Below are 17,581 nucleotides of genomic sequence, written 5' to 3' on the forward strand. Positions count from 1 at the left end.
AATAGAGATAGTTTTTTAATAATATTTGTTTATTATAATTAATTATTTAGGAACAGGGAATCCTCTATCTCTCATTAAAGCTTCAATTTTTGCATCACGACCTCTAAATAAGCGATAAGCTTCTGCTGGGTCCATTGCGTTTCTTGGTGCAAATAAGTATTTAACTAATTTGGTAGCAACTTCTTTGTCATAAAACCCTCCAGGAGCTTCCTTAAAAGCTTCAGCTGCATCTGATGTTAATACATCTGCCCACATATATCCGTAGTATGCAGTAGCATAACCTTCTCCTGCAAATACATGGCTAAAATGAGGTGTTCTATGCCTCATTACTAATTCTTTTGGCATATTAAGCTCAGCTAAAGTTTTCTTTTCAAAAGCATCCACATCAATATTTGTTGGATCTGCTAAATGAAATTTCATATCCATTAATGCTGAAGCTAAATACTCTGTAGTTCCAAAGCCTTGATTAAAAGTTGCTGCATTTTTAATTTTTGCAACTAATTCAGAAGGAATTACTTCTCCAGTTTTGTTATGAACCAAAAATTGATTAATTACTTCATCTGTAGATAACCAACGTTCCAGTAACTGCGATTGAAACTCTGTATAATCACGAACACCTCCATTTAATGTTGGATATTTTATATTTGCAGAAAAGAAATGCAAAGCATGCCCAAATTCGTGAAAAAACGTATTAGCATCATCCCAAGATACTAAAACAGCTTCTCCTGGAGCTGGTTTTACAAAATTTGAGTTGTTTGATGCTAAAACAGTTTTCTTTCCATCAAAAGTAGTATGACTTCTATAAGTGGTTGCCCAGGCACCAGAACGTTTACCTGTTCGCGCATAAGGATCTAAATACCATAAACCAATGTGTTCTCCAGAATCTTTATCTGTGACTTCCCATACTTTTACATCTTCATGAAATACAGGTACACTTCCTTCAGGTACAGATTTAAAGTTAAAATTAAATAAACGCCCAGCAACATAAAACATAGCTTCGGTAAGCTTATCTAGCTGCAAATACTGTTTAACCTCGTCAGAATCTAAATCATATTTCTTTTTACGTACTTTTTCTGCATAAAAACGATAATCCCAAGGTTCTATAGTAATATTGTCTCCATTGGCATTTGCAACAGCTTGCATATCTGCAACTTCCTCTTTTACACGGCTAATAGCAGCTGGCCATACAGCATTCATTAATTCTAATGCATTTTCTGGAGTTTTTGCCATACGATCTTGTAAACGCCATTCTGCATAATTGCTATGCCCTAATAACCCTACACGTTCTTTACGTAGTTTTAAAATCTCAGCAATAATTTTATTATTGTCATATTCATCTCCATTATCTGCTCTTGAGTAATAATTTGTCCATACTTGTTTACGTAATTCTCTTTCTGTAGAATACGTTAAAAAAGGATCCATAGAAGATCGTGTATTTGTTACAGCATATTTACCTTCTTGCCCTTTGTCAGAAGCTATTTTTGCTGCAGATTTAATATATGATCCTGGTAAACCATCTAACTGTTCTGCCGTAAGATAAGTCACATAGTTTTCTTCATCATGCAATACGTTATTTGAGAAATTTGTATATAGTGTAGATAATTCTTTATTTATTGCAGCATAACGCGCTTTTTTTTCAGAATCCAATTCAGCTCCATTTAATGTTAATCCGTTATATATAAGTTCAACTACACGTTGTTGATCTTCCTCTAAAGGATTTTGAAGTGAGTTTTCGTAAACAGTTTTTATTCGTTTAAATAAAGCTTCATTTTGTGAGATTTTAGAATTAAAATCAGATAATTTAGGAGCAAGTTCTCCCTGTATTTTTCTAAACTCAGGACTATTCATGTTACTACCTAAAATCCCATAATATGTAAAAGCTCTGTTTAATTCAGCTCCAGCACGTTCCATTTCTTCAATTGTATTTTCAAATGTTGGCGTATCCGGATTATTGGTAATCTTATCAATATCTGCTAAATTTAAAGCCATACCTTCTTCCATAGCACCCGTTACATCTGCTACATTCATTTTATCAAAAGCAGGAATACCACCATAAGGACCTGTCCATTCTTGAAGTAAAATATTATCTGTCATCACTTTTTCTTCTTTTGTATCATCTTTACAAGCAGTAAAAACAACTAATGCTACTAAGCAAGTATATTTTAATTTCTTTGTTATTAATTGTGCTATCATAAGTTTTTAGTTTTTATATTATTCAATAATTTGTACAGTTCTTATATATATATTTGATAAAGGCCATTCGGACTCATCAGTTTTTTGTGCTGCTATTTTATCAACTACATCCATTCCTTTTGTCACTCTTCCAAAAGCGGTAAAACTACCATTTAAATGGTGAGCACCATTAGGACTTTGTACAATAAAAAATTGATATGGTGAAGCTAATTTATACGGATTTTCTATATCACTACTCGGCATAGAAATTACGCCTCTTACGTGTTTAAAACCGTGATTTGCATCAACGGGAAGTAAATATTTTCCAATTTTTCGCCTGCGTATAGCAATTTTGTTCTCATCACTATTACCTCCTTGAATTATAAAATTGTTTACAACACGATAAAACTGAGTACCATCAAAATACTTTTGTTTAGTTAAAAATATAAAGTTAGATCGATGAAAACGTGTTTCGTTAAATAAGAGAATATCAATATCCCCAAAATCTGTAGTAATTCTAACTTTATTTTCTTTATGCTCATCATTATAATGTAAAAAGAATTCTAAAGCATTAGTATCAGTTAATAAAGGAAACTCTCTTTTAGGAGATACTTTTTTCTTCTTCTCTTTTTTTATTTCAACTGGTATAGAAGTATTAACTGTTGATTTTTTTTGCTTAGATTGTTTATCTTCACAGCCTAAAAATATCAGGCATGAACAAAAAAGTATTAAAGTTTTCATATAAGATTTTAATGAATTTTAAAGCCGAAATTATTAGATATTTTTTTGTTAAATATCTAATAGATCCCGCAAATTAATCATTCTATGGAATTTAAAAAATTTCTTGAACGCATTTCGAAAAATAAAACATTACCATTACCTGGTGAGGTTTCTCAGCTTAAAATGTCACCTCCATTTAGAAAAAAGCTTTTAGAAGAACAGAAAGATAAAATAAAAGAGGCTAAAAGAGCTGGAGTTATTGCTTTATTTTACCCAGATAATAGAGAGCTAACAAAATTAGTATTGATTTTAAGAAAAACTTATGAAGGTGTACATTCTGCACAAATAGGATTTCCTGGAGGCAAGTATGAAAATGGAGATAAAACAATAAAAGATACAGCAATTAGAGAAACTTTTGAAGAAATAGGAGTTCCAATAACACAAATAGAAATTATTAAAGAACTAACACAAGTTTATATTCCTCCTAGTAATTTTTATGTCCAACCTTTTTTAGGAATTTTAAAAGATTCACCGGAGTTTATTAAGCAAGAAGATGAAGTAGAGTTAATTATTGAGGTTAATTTAGATGATTTGTTAGATGAGAAAGTTGTGGCAACCAAATCTGTCCCTACATCGTATAATAAAAACATAAAGGTGCCTACGTTTACATTCAATAATTATATTGTTTGGGGAGCGACAGCAATGATATTAAGTGAAATAAAAGACTTGTTAAAAGAAATGCAGTAATTTATCTGTTTTATTACATTTGCAGCACGAACTAAATTGAAGGATTATTATATATGGGATTATTAAAGAAAAATCCTTTCGGTCACATACTTTTCTTAAAAAAATGGATCATCAGAATATTAGGGGTTATAACTCATAGACGCTTTAGAGGGTTTAATGAATTACAAATTGAAGGTTCTGAGATTATAAAAAACTTGCCAGATACTAACGTTTTATTTATTTCTAATCACCAAACTTATTTTGCAGATGTTGTAGGTATGTTTCATGTATTTAATGCGAGTTTAAGTGGAAGAGTAGATTCTATTAAAAATGTTGGTTATTTATGGAGACCTAAATTAAATATCTATTATGTTGCTGCAAAAGAAACAATGAAATCGGGGTTGTTGCCAAAAATATTAGCATATGTAGGATCTATAAGTATAGAGCGCACATGGCGAGCAGAGGGTAAAGATATAAATAGGCAAGTTAAAATGAGTGATATCTCTAATATAGCTAAAGCTCTAGATGATGGTTGGGTTATTACATTTCCTCAAGGAACGACTACACCATTTAAACCAATACGTAAAGGAACTGCACATATTATTAAACGTTATAAACCCGTTGTAGTACCAATTGTAATTGATGGTTTTAGGCGTTCATTCGATAAAAAAGGTTTGCGTATAAAAAAGAAGAATATCTTACAATCTATGGAAATTAAAGAGCCTTTAGATATAGATTATGAAAACGAAACAATACCTGAAATTGTAGAAAAAATTGAGTATGCTATAGAGCAACACCCTTCTTTTTTAAAAGTAATTTCTAAAAAAGATTTATTAGAACAGGAAGAATTAAATAAAAAACGAGAGTGGTAAGTTTAGATTTCTAGCTTTTTAAGTTCACTATAATTATGGTTTAATTTTCTTAAAAGTAATCCATATATTAACCAATAAAATAATAATAAGATTCCAATAACTGCTGCTAGAGCTATAATAGTAGTTATTATAATAGCTGCATAATATTTAAATATTTCTCCATTTGCAGCAGCATCGTTAAGTTGATTCGAAAATGACTCATCTTGTTTGACACTCATAAAAACTCCACTAACAACCCCTATAACAAGGAAAATTATATTAAAGGCAACATATTGTTTCACAGTTCTTCTTGTTCTAAGAATGTTCTCCATTAATATTTTTGCACTATCTGTTACAGAGATATTTCTATAGTTTTTATAAAACTTATAGAAGAAATAAAATAAAATTACAAAACCGATTATAGAAAGAGAAATAAATAAATTGCTAGCATTAAGCTCTTCAACTTCCTTTATATGCTTACTATCTTTAAATAGAAGCGAAAAACCTGTCCAGAATACAAACTCCAAGATACTTATTATAAAAATCCACTTCACAATTGAAGAAGATTTTTTTAAAATCATTTTATAAATTTCATTATAAGTTAACTTAGGATAGTTTCCTTTATCCTTTTGCCAATCTTTTTTTAATAATTCTAATTCATCCATAGTATTACGGATTTAAAATAGTTCTTAGTTTCGTTTTTACACGATTCATTTTCACTCTTGCATTTACTTCACTAATCCCCATCGTTTCACTAATTTCTTTATAATTTTTGTCTTCTAAATACAAGAAAACAAGTGCTTTTTCAATATCATTTAATTGATGAACTGCTTTGTACAATAACTTTAATTGTTGTTCTTCTGTTTCATCATAATCTTCTGCCTTTATTTTAAACTGAACTAAATCAAATTCTTGCGTATTTATTCTTCGCTTAGATTTTCGATATAGTGTAATTGCTGTATTTAATCCTACACGATACATCCAAGTACTAAATTTAGCATCACCACGAAACTTAGGATATGCTTTCCAAAGTTGTATGGTTATCTCTTGAAATAAATCGTTGTGAGCATCATAATTATTTGTATAGAGGCGGCATACCTTATGCACAATATTTTGATGCTTTTCAAGCAATTCAACAAAACTATGTTCTAATTCTTGGCTCAATTTTATAAGTTAGTTACTCTATAAGTAGTACTAATTTTAATTATGTTACATATAAATTAAGAAAGTTTAAATATAGCATTTAACTCGATACAATCAATACATTTTCAATTCATCTGTAATTCTCTACAATTCAGTTAGAATAAGTTTTTAAAGTTAGTGTTGTGGTACAAATTTGCCTCATCAATTAAAAACGAGCAACACTATAATTTATGAAAGCAGTATTAACAATCATCAGTTTTGTATTACTATTAAATGTAAATGCACAAACTACTATTAATGGAAAAGTAGTAGATGCTAAAGGAATTCCAATAATAGGAGTTAATGTGTATTTAGAGGGTACTTATGACGGAGCTACAAGTAATGAGAATGGAGAATTTAGTTTCACCACATCAGAAGAAAAAATACAAACACTAATAGCCTCTTTTTTATCATATGAAACTTTTAAATTCATAATTGATGTATCAAAAATGAAAGATTTGATAATTAAACTTAGAGAAGATGTGGGGACTTTAGATGCTGTAGTCTTGTCTGCAGGAACTTTTGAAGCTGGAGACAATAATAAAATAAATGCATTAAAACCCTTAGATGTAGTTACCACAGCTAGTGCTTTAGGAGATTTTGTAGGCGCGTTGCAAACTTTACCAGGGACTACTACTGTAGCTGAAGATGGACGTTTATTTGTGCGTGGTGGAGAGGCTGACGAAACACAAATATTTATTGATGGTATTCGTGTGTTTACGCCATTTACACCTACAACTAACGATACACCAACACGAGGAAGGTATTCTCCATTTTTATTTGATGGGATTACCTTTTCTACAGGCGGATACTCTGCAGAATACGGACAAGCTTTATCTAGTATTTTATTATTAAACACTATTAACGAACCAGAACAAAAGAAAACTGATATAGGTATTATGAGTGTTGGAGGGAGCCTAGGACATACTCAGAAATGGAAAAAAAACTCTTTAAGTGTTAATGGTTCTTATATTAATTTAGCACCTTATATTAATGCTTTACCTAACAGAAATGAGTGGATTAAACCAGTTGAAGCACTTGCAGGTGAAGCTGTATTTCGCCAAAGCTTTAATAAAGGGTTATTAAAACTTTATACTGCTTTTGATACTTCCAAATTAGAACTCATCCAAGACGATATTAATATTACTGAAGGTGTGCGATTTAAATTAGATAATAATAATTTATATTTTAATGGCTCTTATAAAGGAATGTTAAGTGATACATGGTCTGTATCTGGTGGATTTAGTTACACACATGCAAATACCAATGTAAATATTATAAATAATGATATTGATGATAGAGAGAATTCAATTCATGCAAAGTTGAAATTAAAAAAACATTATAGTAATCGATTTAAATTTAACATTGGTGCAGAGTATTTTTTAACCGATTTTAATGAACAATTTTCTAATGAATCCATCAATAATTTAAACTATGGATTTAATAATAATATTGCTGCGACATTTGCTGAAGCAGATATTTTCTTTTCAAAAAAAATGGCTTTAAAAGCAGGGCTAAGAGGTGAGTATAGTGAGTTGTTTGATGACTTTTATATATCTCCGCGATTGTCTTTGGCTTATAAAACATCTTCTAAAAGTCAAATATCGTTAGCATATGGGAATTTTTATCAAAACCCTAATAGTAATGTTTTAAAATTTGAACAGGACCTACAGGCTCAGAAAACAACACATTATATTTTTAATTATCAATTAAATAGTGCGGGTAGAATATTTAGAGCAGAAGCATTTTATAAAGATTATAATAATTTATTAAAATATGATACTGAATTTTTAAATTTCGATACTGTGTTTAATAATAACGGCTTTGGTTTTGCAAAAGGAATAGATTTATTTTGGAGAGATAATAATAGTTTTAAAAATTTAGACTATTGGGTGAGTTATTCTTTTTTAGATACGGAGAGGAACTTTAGAAACTTTTCAGAAAGTGCTCGACCTAACTTTGCAAATAAACACAACCTTTCAGTTGTTGGGAAATATTGGATAGATAAACTAAAAAGCCAAGTAGGGCTTAGTTATAGCTATGGCTCAGGGCGTTCATTTACTAACCCTAATATACCTGGTTTCTTAAATCAGAGAACGAAATCGTTTAATAGTTTGAGTGTAAATTGGGCATATTTAATAAGCCCACAAAAAATATTGTATTTATCTGTAAATAATGTTTTAGGTTTTAAAAATGTAAATGGATTTCAGTTTTCAGATACTCCAGATATTAATGGGAATTTTAATAGTAGAGCATTACGCCCAGCAGCTGATCAATTCTTTTTTGTAGGATTCTTTTGGACTATTAGCGAAAAAGGAACAGACAACCAATTGGATAATTTATAATACTAACAATTCATCATTAGCTTTTTACAGTTCAGTCATTCACTTTTTTAATACAGACATTTCTAGTAGATATTTGTTGTATAATTAAAACACAAAATTATGTTTAGACTATCAGTACTTATTGCAATGTTTATTACAGGGTTAATAACTGCACAAACAAATTATGAGAAAGGAATGGAAAAGGCTTTAGAACTTATGCAAAGTAATAAATTGGATGCTGCCGAAAATATATTTGAGCGTATTGCTAATGCAGAATCAGATGAATGGCTGGCTCATTATTACATAGCTCAAATTAATAGCTTAAAAAGCTGGAATGTAAAAAATGAAGCTCTTTTAAAAGCACAGTTAGATAAAGCTGAAAAGCATATTAATGAAGCTAAACAAGTAAGTGAAAACAATGTAGAGATTTTAGTATTGCAAGCTCATATTTTAACTAATTGGGTAGCTTATGATGGAGCAACTTATGGAATGAAATATGCAGCTTCGGTTTCAGAATTGTATAATCGAGCTTATGAGTTAGCTCCTGAAAACCCAAGAGTAGTTTATAATAAAGCAGAATGGGCTATGGGAAGTGCAAAATACTTTGGTCAAGACACAAAGCCCTTTTGTAAAGACATAGAAAAATCCTTAGAACTTTTTGCTAACTTTAAACCAGAATCTAAATTCCATCCTAATTGGGGGAAACAAAGAGCAGAACAGGTTTTAGCATCTTGTAAATAAAAAGTAAAAGCATTATTAATTATGAAAGAGCTTATTAGAATTATTACCATTAGTATTGTTATAGCTGCTATATTATTTGTCATAAATGTACTATTTATGTATACTAATGGTGAGGATGTACAATATGACTCGAGTTTATTAATAATGTTCGCATATCATGTAATGTACAGTTTTCCATTAACACTTGTTAATTCCTATTTTTTTAGTTATTTAAATCATAAAGTAAAATGGAATAAATATAAGGAGTATCGTTTTTTAATAGGTTTTTTAGGCTCTATTGTAATCTCATTAATCACTATATTTTTTATTAGAGTGTTTCATAAAATGGTAATAGGAAACTATACTTATGAAGAATTTATTAATTCAGAAAGTTTAAATTTCTATTTTATATCACTACTAATATGTATAGTTGCTTCATTATTTTTTCATGCATTTTATTTTTATCAGCAACTTCAGAAAAATAAGATTAAAGAACAAAAGGTCATTGCAGGTACAGCAAGCGCAAAATTTGATGCTCTAAAAAATCAATTAGATCCACATTTTTTATTTAATAGCTTAAATGTCTTAACCAGTTTAATTGATGAAAATCCAGATAATGCTCAAAAATTTACTACAGCTTTATCTAAAGTATATCGTTATGTGTTAGAACAAAAAAATAAGGACCTTGTATCTGTAGATGAAGAACTGGATTTTGCGAAAACCTATATGTCATTACTTAAAATGCGCTTTGAAGATAGTCTTATATTTGAGATTCCTGAACGTGCAACAAGCCCAGAGAGCAAAGTTGTACCATTGTCATTACAATTGCTTTTAGAAAATGCAGTAAAGCATAATACAGTAACTTCTAATAAACCTTTGCACATTAAAATTTATGAATCTGAAGGAAATTTAATTATAGAAAACAATTTACAAGTAAAGCAGGTTGTGAAGAAGAGTAGTGGTGTTGGATTAAATAATATAAGACAACGATATAATCTATTATCAACACGTCAAGTAAAGATCAATCATTCAGCAGACCGTTTTGCAGTCGCATTACCAATGCTAACAAAACAAATATCAATTATGCAAACAAAAACACAATCACGATTAGACGATAGTTATGTGGGAGCACGTAAACATGTCGAAGAATTAAAAGAATTTTATTACGGAATTATATCATATTGTTTAGTTATTCCCTTTTTAATTTTTATAAATTGGTATACATCATGGGATTTTCAATGGTTTTGGTTTCCAATGTTAGGTTGGGGTATGGGTATCGCATTTCACGCTTATAAAGTTTTTGTGAATGATGGGGTTCTAGGAAGAAACTGGGAGAAAAGAAAAATTAAACAGTTTATGCAAGAAGAAGAGAATGCTAAAAACAGATGGAACTAAAATTTAAATACTATGGACTTGAATAATGAAGAAATAAGATACTTAAGAGCTAAAGAACGAGTAGATAAGGTAAGAGGGTTTTATATGCATTTATTGCTGTATATTATTGTTAACTTAGGGGTAATGGTAGTTAAAGTAATAAAAAACTTTAGAAATGGAGAACCTCATGTAGAGATGTTTTTAGATTTTAATACCCACATCATGTGGTTAACTTGGGGAATTGGATTAGCGTTACATGCATTTGGTGTATTTGGGGTTGGAAGGAAATGGGAAGAAGAAAAAATCCAGCAATATATTAGAGAAGAGCAAGATCATTTAAATTATTGAAGATTATGAATAATCAATTAGAACCATATAGAGATGACGATTATAATTCAAATTATAAAAAAGGAGAAGCTTATTTAAGAGCAAAGAAAAAAGTAGAAGAGCTTACAGGTTTTTATTGGCATATTGCTGTTTATATTATAGTCATTCCCTTTTTAATACTTATAAACTGGTGGACATTCTGGGGCTTTAAATGGTTTTGGTTCCCAGTGTTTGGCTGGGGTATAGGATTAACACTTCACGCTTTTAGTGTGTTTGGAGTAGGAAAACGATGGGAAGAAGAAAAAATCCAACAGTTTATGCAAAAAGAACAAGACGATTTAAATTTCTAACATTATGAATAATCAATTAGAGCCATATAGAGATGACAATTATAATTCAGATTATAAAAAAGAAGAAGCTTATTTAAGAGCAAAGAAAAAAGTAGAAAAACTCACGGGGTTTTACTGGCATTTAGCAGTTTATATCGTAGTTAATATTTTTTTAATTACAATAATTACTATGAATAGAGATAGCGATGAAAGTTTTTGGGATTTTAGTACTTTTTCAACAGCTATTTTTTGGGGGATTGGCATATTTTTTCATTTTTTGGGAGTTTTTGGTCAAGATTATATTTTTAGTAAAGATTGGGAGAAGAGAAAGATTGATGCGTATATGAAGAAAGATCGAGAAGAAATGAAAAAATATGAATAATAAAAAACAAAAGAATTAAATTTAAGAGAATGAGAGTAATTATTATTGAAGACGAGAAACCATCTGCACGTCGTTTAGAGCGAATGCTTCAAAAATTAGATATCCAAGCAGAAGTATTACTACATTCTGTTGAAGAATCTATTAAATGGTTTCAAAATAATTTACATCCAAATCTTATTTTTTTAGATATCCAATTAAGCGATGGACTGTCATTCGAAATTTTTGAAACTATTAATGTTAAATCAGCTATTATCTTTACCACAGCGTATGATGAATATGCTTTACAAGCTTTTAAATTAAATAGTATTGATTATTTATTAAAACCTATAGATGAAGACGATTTAGTTAAAGCTGTTTCAAAATATAAAGATAGAGCACCAAAGCAGCAATCTGTAACCTTAGATTTTAATGATATTAAAAAAATGTTAGTAAACCCAATAGAACGTGAGTATAAAAAACGATTCTCGGTTAAAATAGGGCAGCATTTAAAACTTATTAATATAGATGAGATTGAGTGTTTTTATAGTGAAAATAAAGGCACTTATTTATATACATCTGAAGGACGAAACTATTTACTAGATACAACTTTAGAGCATTTAGAAGATGAATTAGAACCTGACACTTTTTTTCGAGTAAATCGAAAGTTTTATGTAAATATTAATGCTATAAAAGATATGATAAGTTATACTAATTCGAGATTACAGATAAAATTAAACACTTATAGTGAAGGTGAGGTTATTGTCGCAAGAGAGCGAGTAAAAGCTTTTAAAAATTGGCTAGAATAAATCAAAAACATCACCTAAAACATCTCCCACACCATCAAAAAGACCATCCAATAAATCTAAATCTGCACCCATAAAAAGATCGAGTAATAATAAATCTTCGAGTGTAGATGATTTACATTTTTTAGATTTTGTTTTGGCTTCTTCTTGCCACTCTTGATACTCTTGTTTAATCTTTGGTTCTATAACTATTAGTTCACGATTAGATGAATCACTGAGCATTTTATCGTAAACTTTACGTTTTTTATTATTAGATAAGATATCAAACCCTTCAATTAGATCTTCAAATATTTTGCTAGCCTCAGGAGATGTATTCTTATCAGGATGATATATAGCAATCTGTGTTCTAAATGCTTTTTTTATAGTTTCTAAATCACATTTAGGATCTATAGCTAAAACATCGTAATAGTTTTTGATAATGCCCATAAATTATAGTTTATAACTGTTAGTAAACTATTCTACGAATATGTTACAATCATGACCAGTCATTATTAAAGCTGCGTTATAGTAACATTTCTAAAGCGTATTTCACCATGTTCAAAGGCTTGAAGTGCTATAGTACCTTCAATGAGTTGATCATCTTCAAGTGTTGCGGTTAATATATCGTTAACCCAAATGTTTAAAACATTGCCTTCACAAATAATTTTATAAGTATTCCATTTATTTAATGTCTCTACCTTTTTTAAAGGTTTAACTCTAGTAACTATAGCACCGGTACGATTATCTTGATTTGGATGAAGATCCCAAATATTAATTTCATAACAGTTAGTAGCAGAAATATCGTCAGTGTTACAACGTACAAAAACTCCAGAATTAATTGTGTTGTCAGGTTTAAATTCAAGATTGAGTTCGAAATTTTTATAATTTGCTTTTGTCACTACAAAACCACGAGTACTATCAGCAACAGCAACAAGTTCGTTATCTTGAAACGACCAAGATGATGTTCCTTTAATTTCCCAATTATTATCTCCTTCGTTAAAAAGTATTTCAACAGTATTGGATTTAGCGCAAGAAACTATGCTTATAATTAATACAACTATAACAAGTATTTGATTTTTCATTTTTAAATGAATTAATTATTTGAGTTTTTTTGTGGTTTCTTTTCAGGCATTGGGCCTCTTAAGTGGATAATCAACCCATCTAAAAAGTTTCTTAAAATTTGATCACCACATTCCATATATTTTGGATGATTTTCATTTCTAAAAAAAGCGCCAAGCTCACTTTTACTAATTCTAAAATCTTTTAAAGCACAGATTTTAATGATATCGTCATCTCTAAGTTTGTGAGCAACGCGTAATTTTTTAAAAATGTCATTATTGTTTAATCCCATTTGGTAAAGGTATGTGTTTTTATAATAAGATGAATTACTCTTCAATTCGATTATCGTCAAAAGCTGAAGGTAAAAGTTTAGGTATAAATTTTATAAAAATAGGAAGTAATAAAGCACCTCCTGGAAGTAAAAAAATAGCAAGACTTGGTATACTTTTAAAAATATCTAATAATTGTTCTTGCACTTTTTTTTGCTCTTCTTTGGTAAGATCACGAACGGTAGATTTAGATAAAAGAATCATTAACTCTTTACTATCAATAAGCTCATTATATAATCGTTTCCTGTTTCTAGATATTAAAACACGAACCATTTTATTAGAATTATCATAAAAACTCTTTATAATATTTTTAGAACTTAAAAGCGCAATATTGTCCTTATAAACAGTATAAAAATGATTTACCATTTGTATAGAACGTTTTTGTGTAGTTTTGTCTAATTTTAAATCACTACTTAATTTTTGTAAAAAATGTTGTTCGTTAATTTCTATTGTTTTATCACTCCAAGTTGCCATACAGGCAATATCTAAAACATATTGCTTTTCTTGATTTGTTTTTAAATACTGTATTGCTTCATTATAAGTAATATCAAAATTATCCTGATAACGTAAAGAAGCTTCAAATAATTTAATTAAACTCTCATCGTATTTTGTTCGATTTGTTTTTGAACTTAAAACGTTTAAAACTATAGTTTCTATAGTAGCTTCTAAGTTTTTAATATAAGTTTTAGAAATCTGTTTTTTATATAAATACTCTTGATAAGCAAGAATATCTACAAAAAGCAATGCATTAATAACAAAATAGTTGAAGTTTTTTGTGAGAAAATTATCGTCTATCTGTACACGTTTATGTATAATTTTTTCTAACTGCCTACTTGATTTCTTTTCATTTAAAATTTCTTGAAAAAACGACTTTTTAGTAGCATTAATTTCAGTATAAAAATCAATGATACTATTAATAAAATCGATATTAGGGGTTATACTTTTATGAGTATAGTAAAGTGCTATAAATAAGTTAGTTTTACTTTTTTCTTCATCAGTAAAATCATTTTTTTCTATTAAAGCATGTACAATTTTAATATTATTTCCATAAATAAATCCACAAGACTTTAAAGCATTATAAAACTCAGTTTCGGATAATTTTGATGTAATATCATCTAAAATAATAGATTTTAACAGCTTTTTTATCCAGCCACTACTCGATGGGTTCATATAAATATTTATTGACCATGTAAAGGTAATAGATATAGTTTAAACAATTGCGTTTTTTAATATTAACAAAATTTTAATAAAACCTATTTATTCTTTTTTCCGTAGGTAAGGCGAGAACTAATTAATTAATATAAAATATCTCATTATGAAAAAGATTAAAGTAGTATTAGGAATCCTAGTTGTAGCAACTGCAGGTTTCTTTTTGGTGGCAGCCGATCACATTGAGGCGCCCGCAGTAAGTGGTGGAGCTAGCGACATCACAGATTTTTATGCATTTCAAGGTGCAAATACAGACAATATTGTTTTTGTAGCAAATGTTCAAGGCTTATTAAGTCCGACAGCAACAGCTTCTGCCAGTTTTGATGAAAACACTCTTATAGAGTTCAACATTGATACTAATAATGATAATGTTGAAGACTTAGTAATTCAAGCTATTCCAAGAGATGGCGAGATGTTTTTCTTTGGCCCTTCTGCTCCTGTACAACCAGGGTTAAATAGTACTATTTTAACAGATAGTAATTTACAAGCGAGTGTTGGAATTACGCCTTATAACGAAGATATAATTGTTGAGAATGTTAATGGTATAAGTTATTTTGCTGGACCCAGAGATGACCCTTTCTTTATGGATTTTTCACAATTTGTAAGTATCGTATCAGGAAATGCAACTGGGTTTAATAATCCAGGAGTAGATACGTTTGCAGGAACAAATGTTCTTTCTGTAGTGGTTGAGGTACCAAAAACTTTAATAGGAGGTACAGGTACAATTAATACTTGGGTAGAATCAAAAGGGATACAATAAACATTTTAAAGAAAAAGAATTATGAAACTTAATAATATAAAATTAATAGCTTTAGCTATAGTAGCGTCTATTTCAATGTATAACTGTAATAATGATGACGATAATGATGCAATAGATTTGCCTACTGGACCAGACTTTTCAGGAATTTTTGTTCAACAAGATCAAGTGGCACGCCCAGCAGTAAACACAGTGTTTATATCTTCAGGAAGTAAAGATGCATTTAATGAAACAATACCATCTTTACAAAGTGGAGTATTCCAAAGTATGATGCAAGCTAATTTAGAAGCATTGAGTCCTGCATATGGAGCAGAAGGAGATGCAAATGCATTAGGATTAGATGCAGCAACATTTACAGGATTATTATCAACAGATGTATTAAATGTATCTCTAGATGGTACTACTACATTTTTTGATGGAACAAATGTCCTTACTGGACGTGCTTTAGCTGATGATGTAATTTCAGTAGAATTACTTCTAATCTTTGGAGGTGAAGATGGCACAGAAAATCCACAGTTATCTAATGATAATGTAGATGCAAATGACAGACCATTTTTAACATCATTTCCATATTTAGCTGCACCGTTTTAATATAATTATTTGCCATAAGAGTATGATTCTTAATACTATGCTTATGCTCTTATGGCTATAAAAAACAAACAAATAAAACATTATGACAACTACAAAACAAATATTAAGTTTATTAGTGACATTGGTATTAATTACTAGTTGTAAAAAAACTGAAAATAATAAGGTTTCAAATACTAATGATTATGAAGTTTATCTAAATGCAGAATACAATGAAGCATTAGTGTCAACAAAAAAAGAAAGACAATTTTGGATAGATAAATTAAATCAAACACCAAACCAATTTCCATATTTATCAAAGATTGCAGCAGCAGAATCTCAGTTATTTCAAATAACAGGAAATATAGATAACCTTATTAGAGCTGAAGAAAATTTAATTAAAGTTAATGAACTTACTAATTATAACAGTGCATCTAATTTAAGAGCATTGTCTAGAAATTATATTTCTCAACATCGTTTTAAAGAAGCTTTAATTTTATTAAAAAAAGCCGAAGCAAATGGAGAAAATTTAGAGGGCACTCAAAAAATGCTTTTTGATGTTTATCTTGAGTTAGGAGATGTAAAACTTGCAAAACAGTATTTAGGGAAGTTTGTTAATCTAAGTGATTTCGATTACTTAATAAGAACATCAAAATGGAATGATCATATAGGCAATTTAGAAGGGGCTATTAAATATATGGAAAAAGCAGTAAAAAAAGTTGAAGCTGCAAATAATGAAATAACTATGCAATGGGCTTATACTAATCTAGCAGATTTTTATGGGCACGCAGGTAAAATTAAGGAATCGTATAATTACTTTTTAAAAGCTTTAGAATTAGATCCAAATGATGCTTATGCAAAAAAAGGAATAGCTTGGATTATATATTCACATGAACGAGATGCAAATGAAGCATTACGAATCCTTAATGCAATTACAGAAGATTATTATGCTCCTGATTATGATTTGCTAAAAGCCGAAGTTTCTGAATTCCTGAATAACCATGACGAAAAAAGTAAATTTATAAAATCTTATAGATCAGCTGTAACTAATATACAATATGGTGATATGTATAATTCTTATAATGTAAAGCTAAATAATGATAAGAAAGAAGATATGGAAGTAGCTTTGGCACTTGCCAATCGAGAGATTAATAACAGACCTACTGCTCAATCATATGACTTACTAGCCTGGACTTATTATAATAAAGGATTATTAAAAGAAGCATTACAAATTGTAGAAACTAACATAAAAGGCAAAACATTTGAACCTGAAGTTGTATATCATATGGCAGAAATTTATAAAGCAAATGGATATGATGATATGGCTAGCGATTTAAAACCAGAACTCCTTGAAAGTGCTTTTGAATTAGGTCCTTTAGCAGAACAAAAAATTAAATTGCTCTAAACATATTTAATTAAATACTATACCATTTTCTGTAAGCTTAGGAATTACTTATAACTTTTAGAAGTTTTAAGAAGTAATTTAAAACTTTAAAAGTGTTGTTTTTATTGATTATTGATTGATATGTTTAAAAACGCTTATTATAAATTAATAAGCGTTTTTTATGCTACAAAGAGACTCTTTAATTTATATTTATTATAATTAAAATTGATTGCTTAAATGCTTTTTAATAAATTTTTTCTTTAACAAAATTTTAATATAACAATTAAAACCCCCCTGTTTGTATTTCCGTAAGTATGTATGAAAAGAAATAATAATTATTTTTTTTCATAAGTACATTGACATATTAGACAGTAAAACATATTATAATTGCTCTTTAATAATATTATT

Annotated in this window: 20 protein-coding genes; 12 read left to right on the forward strand and 8 right to left on the reverse strand. The window is 29.3% G+C overall.

Annotation, left to right across the window (positions count from 1 at the left end; translation table 11 throughout):
* Positions 1-42 precede the first annotated feature (42 nt).
* Together D1817_06775 and D1817_06780 are read right to left on the reverse strand one after the other, a co-directional pair.
* A complete protein-coding gene (locus tag D1817_06775) occupies positions 43-2,193 on the reverse strand; it encodes a M3 family peptidase (GenBank protein AXT19587.1) in 2,151 nt (716 codons plus the stop codon).
* An 18-nt stretch (positions 2,194-2,211) separates the two neighbouring features.
* Positions 2,212-2,913: a peptidylprolyl isomerase gene (locus tag D1817_06780; GenBank protein ID AXT19588.1), complete on the reverse strand. Its 702-nt coding sequence runs from the start codon at positions 2,911-2,913 to the stop codon at positions 2,212-2,214.
* Between the two features lie 84 nt (positions 2,914-2,997).
* Here D1817_06780 and D1817_06785 point away from each other — a divergent pair, with 84 nt between their 5' ends.
* Entirely contained in the window at positions 2,998-3,639 is a 642-nt protein-coding gene (locus tag D1817_06785; GenBank protein ID AXT19589.1) for a CoA pyrophosphatase, read from the forward strand.
* A 53-nt stretch (positions 3,640-3,692) separates the two neighbouring features.
* Positions 3,693-4,490, forward strand: coding sequence for a 1-acyl-sn-glycerol-3-phosphate acyltransferase (locus D1817_06790; protein ID AXT19590.1), 798 nt, complete (start codon positions 3,693-3,695; stop codon positions 4,488-4,490).
* 2 nt (positions 4,491-4,492) lie between these two features.
* On the opposite strand, the gene D1817_06795 is transcribed toward D1817_06790, so the two are convergent.
* Together D1817_06795 and D1817_06800 are read right to left on the reverse strand one after the other, a co-directional pair.
* Complete coding sequence (locus D1817_06795; GenBank protein AXT19591.1) at positions 4,493-5,134, reverse strand: hypothetical protein; 642 nt, start codon at positions 5,132-5,134, stop codon at positions 4,493-4,495.
* 4 nt (positions 5,135-5,138) lie between these two features.
* On the reverse strand, positions 5,139-5,633 hold the full coding sequence (locus D1817_06800; GenBank protein AXT19592.1) for an RNA polymerase sigma factor: 495 nt from the start codon (positions 5,631-5,633) through the stop codon (positions 5,139-5,141).
* A 209-nt stretch (positions 5,634-5,842) separates the two neighbouring features.
* On the opposite strand from D1817_06800, the gene D1817_06805 reads away from it, so the two are divergent.
* The 7 genes from D1817_06805 (at position 5,843) to D1817_06835 (ending at position 11,892) form a co-directional block, all read left to right on the forward strand.
* Positions 5,843-7,996, forward strand: a complete 2,154-nt coding sequence (locus D1817_06805) for a TonB-dependent receptor (protein ID AXT19593.1) — start codon at positions 5,843-5,845, stop codon at positions 7,994-7,996.
* A gap of 99 nt (positions 7,997-8,095) precedes the next feature.
* Positions 8,096-8,716, forward strand: a complete 621-nt coding sequence (locus D1817_06810) for a hypothetical protein (protein ID AXT19594.1) — start codon at positions 8,096-8,098, stop codon at positions 8,714-8,716.
* A gap of 21 nt (positions 8,717-8,737) precedes the next feature.
* A complete protein-coding gene (locus D1817_06815; protein ID AXT19595.1) occupies positions 8,738-10,090 on the forward strand; it encodes a histidine kinase in 1,353 nt (450 codons plus the stop codon).
* A 12-nt stretch (positions 10,091-10,102) separates the two neighbouring features.
* Entirely contained in the window at positions 10,103-10,417 is a 315-nt protein-coding gene (locus D1817_06820; GenBank protein ID AXT19596.1) for a hypothetical protein, read from the forward strand.
* Positions 10,418-10,422: 5 nt separating this feature from the next.
* Positions 10,423-10,746: a histidine kinase gene (locus D1817_06825; GenBank protein ID AXT19597.1), complete on the forward strand. Its 324-nt coding sequence runs from the start codon at positions 10,423-10,425 to the stop codon at positions 10,744-10,746.
* Between the two features lie 4 nt (positions 10,747-10,750).
* The gene (locus tag D1817_06830) at positions 10,751-11,107 is read left to right on the forward strand and encodes a hypothetical protein (protein AXT19598.1); all 357 of its coding nucleotides are present in this window, start codon (positions 10,751-10,753) and stop codon (positions 11,105-11,107) included.
* A 29-nt stretch (positions 11,108-11,136) separates the two neighbouring features.
* Positions 11,137-11,892, forward strand: a complete 756-nt coding sequence (locus D1817_06835; GenBank protein AXT19599.1) for a DNA-binding response regulator — start codon at positions 11,137-11,139, stop codon at positions 11,890-11,892.
* On the opposite strand, the gene D1817_06840 is transcribed toward D1817_06835, so the two are convergent.
* The 4 genes from D1817_06840 to D1817_06855 form a co-directional block, all read right to left on the reverse strand.
* Positions 11,884-12,315, reverse strand: coding sequence for a hypothetical protein (locus D1817_06840; GenBank protein AXT19600.1), 432 nt, complete (start codon positions 12,313-12,315; stop codon positions 11,884-11,886). The two genes, D1817_06835 and D1817_06840, sit on opposite strands and share 9 nt — an antisense overlap.
* A gap of 65 nt (positions 12,316-12,380) precedes the next feature.
* Entirely contained in the window at positions 12,381-12,950 is a 570-nt protein-coding gene (locus D1817_06845; GenBank protein AXT19601.1) for a DUF1080 domain-containing protein, read from the reverse strand.
* Between the two features lie 11 nt (positions 12,951-12,961).
* A complete protein-coding gene (locus tag D1817_06850) occupies positions 12,962-13,219 on the reverse strand; it encodes a DUF1456 family protein (GenBank protein AXT19602.1) in 258 nt (85 codons plus the stop codon).
* 34 nt (positions 13,220-13,253) lie between these two features.
* On the reverse strand, positions 13,254-14,426 hold the full coding sequence (locus D1817_06855) for a TerB family tellurite resistance protein (GenBank protein AXT19603.1): 1,173 nt from the start codon (positions 14,424-14,426) through the stop codon (positions 13,254-13,256).
* A gap of 145 nt (positions 14,427-14,571) precedes the next feature.
* Here D1817_06855 and D1817_06860 point away from each other — a divergent pair, with 145 nt between their 5' ends.
* From D1817_06860 to D1817_06870, 3 genes are all read left to right on the forward strand, one after another.
* Positions 14,572-15,225, forward strand: a complete 654-nt coding sequence (locus D1817_06860) for a DUF4331 domain-containing protein (GenBank protein AXT19604.1) — start codon at positions 14,572-14,574, stop codon at positions 15,223-15,225.
* 21 nt (positions 15,226-15,246) lie between these two features.
* Positions 15,247-15,813, forward strand: coding sequence for a DUF4331 domain-containing protein (locus tag D1817_06865; protein ID AXT19605.1), 567 nt, complete (start codon positions 15,247-15,249; stop codon positions 15,811-15,813).
* A gap of 82 nt (positions 15,814-15,895) precedes the next feature.
* Positions 15,896-17,194, forward strand: coding sequence for a cell surface protein (locus tag D1817_06870; protein AXT19606.1), 1,299 nt, complete (start codon positions 15,896-15,898; stop codon positions 17,192-17,194).
* Positions 17,195-17,581: the final 387 nt, after the last annotated feature.

It is taken from the genome of Flavobacteriaceae bacterium (assembly GCA_003443635.1).
Taxonomy (GTDB): domain Bacteria; phylum Bacteroidota; class Bacteroidia; order Flavobacteriales; family Flavobacteriaceae; genus AU392.

Coding starts and splice junctions, on each gene's coding strand:
- D1817_06805 (AXT19593.1), top strand. CDS start 5,843: ATGAAAGCAGTATTAACAATCATCAGTTTTGTATTACTATTAAATGTA.
- D1817_06860 (AXT19604.1), top strand. CDS start 14,572: ATGAAAAAGATTAAAGTAGTATTAGGAATCCTAGTTGTAGCAACTGCA.
- D1817_06795 (AXT19591.1), bottom strand. CDS start 5,134: ATGGATGAATTAGAATTATTAAAAAAAGATTGGCAAAAGGATAAAGGA.
- D1817_06845 (AXT19601.1), bottom strand. CDS start 12,950: ATGAAAAATCAAATACTTGTTATAGTTGTATTAATTATAAGCATAGTT.
- D1817_06840 (AXT19600.1), bottom strand. CDS start 12,315: ATGGGCATTATCAAAAACTATTACGATGTTTTAGCTATAGATCCTAAA.
- D1817_06850 (AXT19602.1), bottom strand. CDS start 13,219: ATGGGATTAAACAATAATGACATTTTTAAAAAATTACGCGTTGCTCAC.
- D1817_06870 (AXT19606.1), top strand. CDS start 15,896: ATGACAACTACAAAACAAATATTAAGTTTATTAGTGACATTGGTATTA.
- D1817_06820 (AXT19596.1), top strand. CDS start 10,103: ATGGACTTGAATAATGAAGAAATAAGATACTTAAGAGCTAAAGAACGA.
- D1817_06785 (AXT19589.1), top strand. CDS start 2,998: ATGGAATTTAAAAAATTTCTTGAACGCATTTCGAAAAATAAAACATTA.
- D1817_06775 (AXT19587.1), bottom strand. CDS start 2,193: ATGATAGCACAATTAATAACAAAGAAATTAAAATATACTTGCTTAGTA.
- D1817_06855 (AXT19603.1), bottom strand. CDS start 14,426: ATGAACCCATCGAGTAGTGGCTGGATAAAAAAGCTGTTAAAATCTATT.
- D1817_06865 (AXT19605.1), top strand. CDS start 15,247: ATGAAACTTAATAATATAAAATTAATAGCTTTAGCTATAGTAGCGTCT.
- D1817_06835 (AXT19599.1), top strand. CDS start 11,137: ATGAGAGTAATTATTATTGAAGACGAGAAACCATCTGCACGTCGTTTA.
- D1817_06825 (AXT19597.1), top strand. CDS start 10,423: ATGAATAATCAATTAGAACCATATAGAGATGACGATTATAATTCAAAT.
- D1817_06815 (AXT19595.1), top strand. CDS start 8,738: ATGAAAGAGCTTATTAGAATTATTACCATTAGTATTGTTATAGCTGCT.
- D1817_06780 (AXT19588.1), bottom strand. CDS start 2,913: ATGAAAACTTTAATACTTTTTTGTTCATGCCTGATATTTTTAGGCTGT.
- D1817_06810 (AXT19594.1), top strand. CDS start 8,096: ATGTTTAGACTATCAGTACTTATTGCAATGTTTATTACAGGGTTAATA.
- D1817_06830 (AXT19598.1), top strand. CDS start 10,751: ATGAATAATCAATTAGAGCCATATAGAGATGACAATTATAATTCAGAT.
- D1817_06790 (AXT19590.1), top strand. CDS start 3,693: ATGGGATTATTAAAGAAAAATCCTTTCGGTCACATACTTTTCTTAAAA.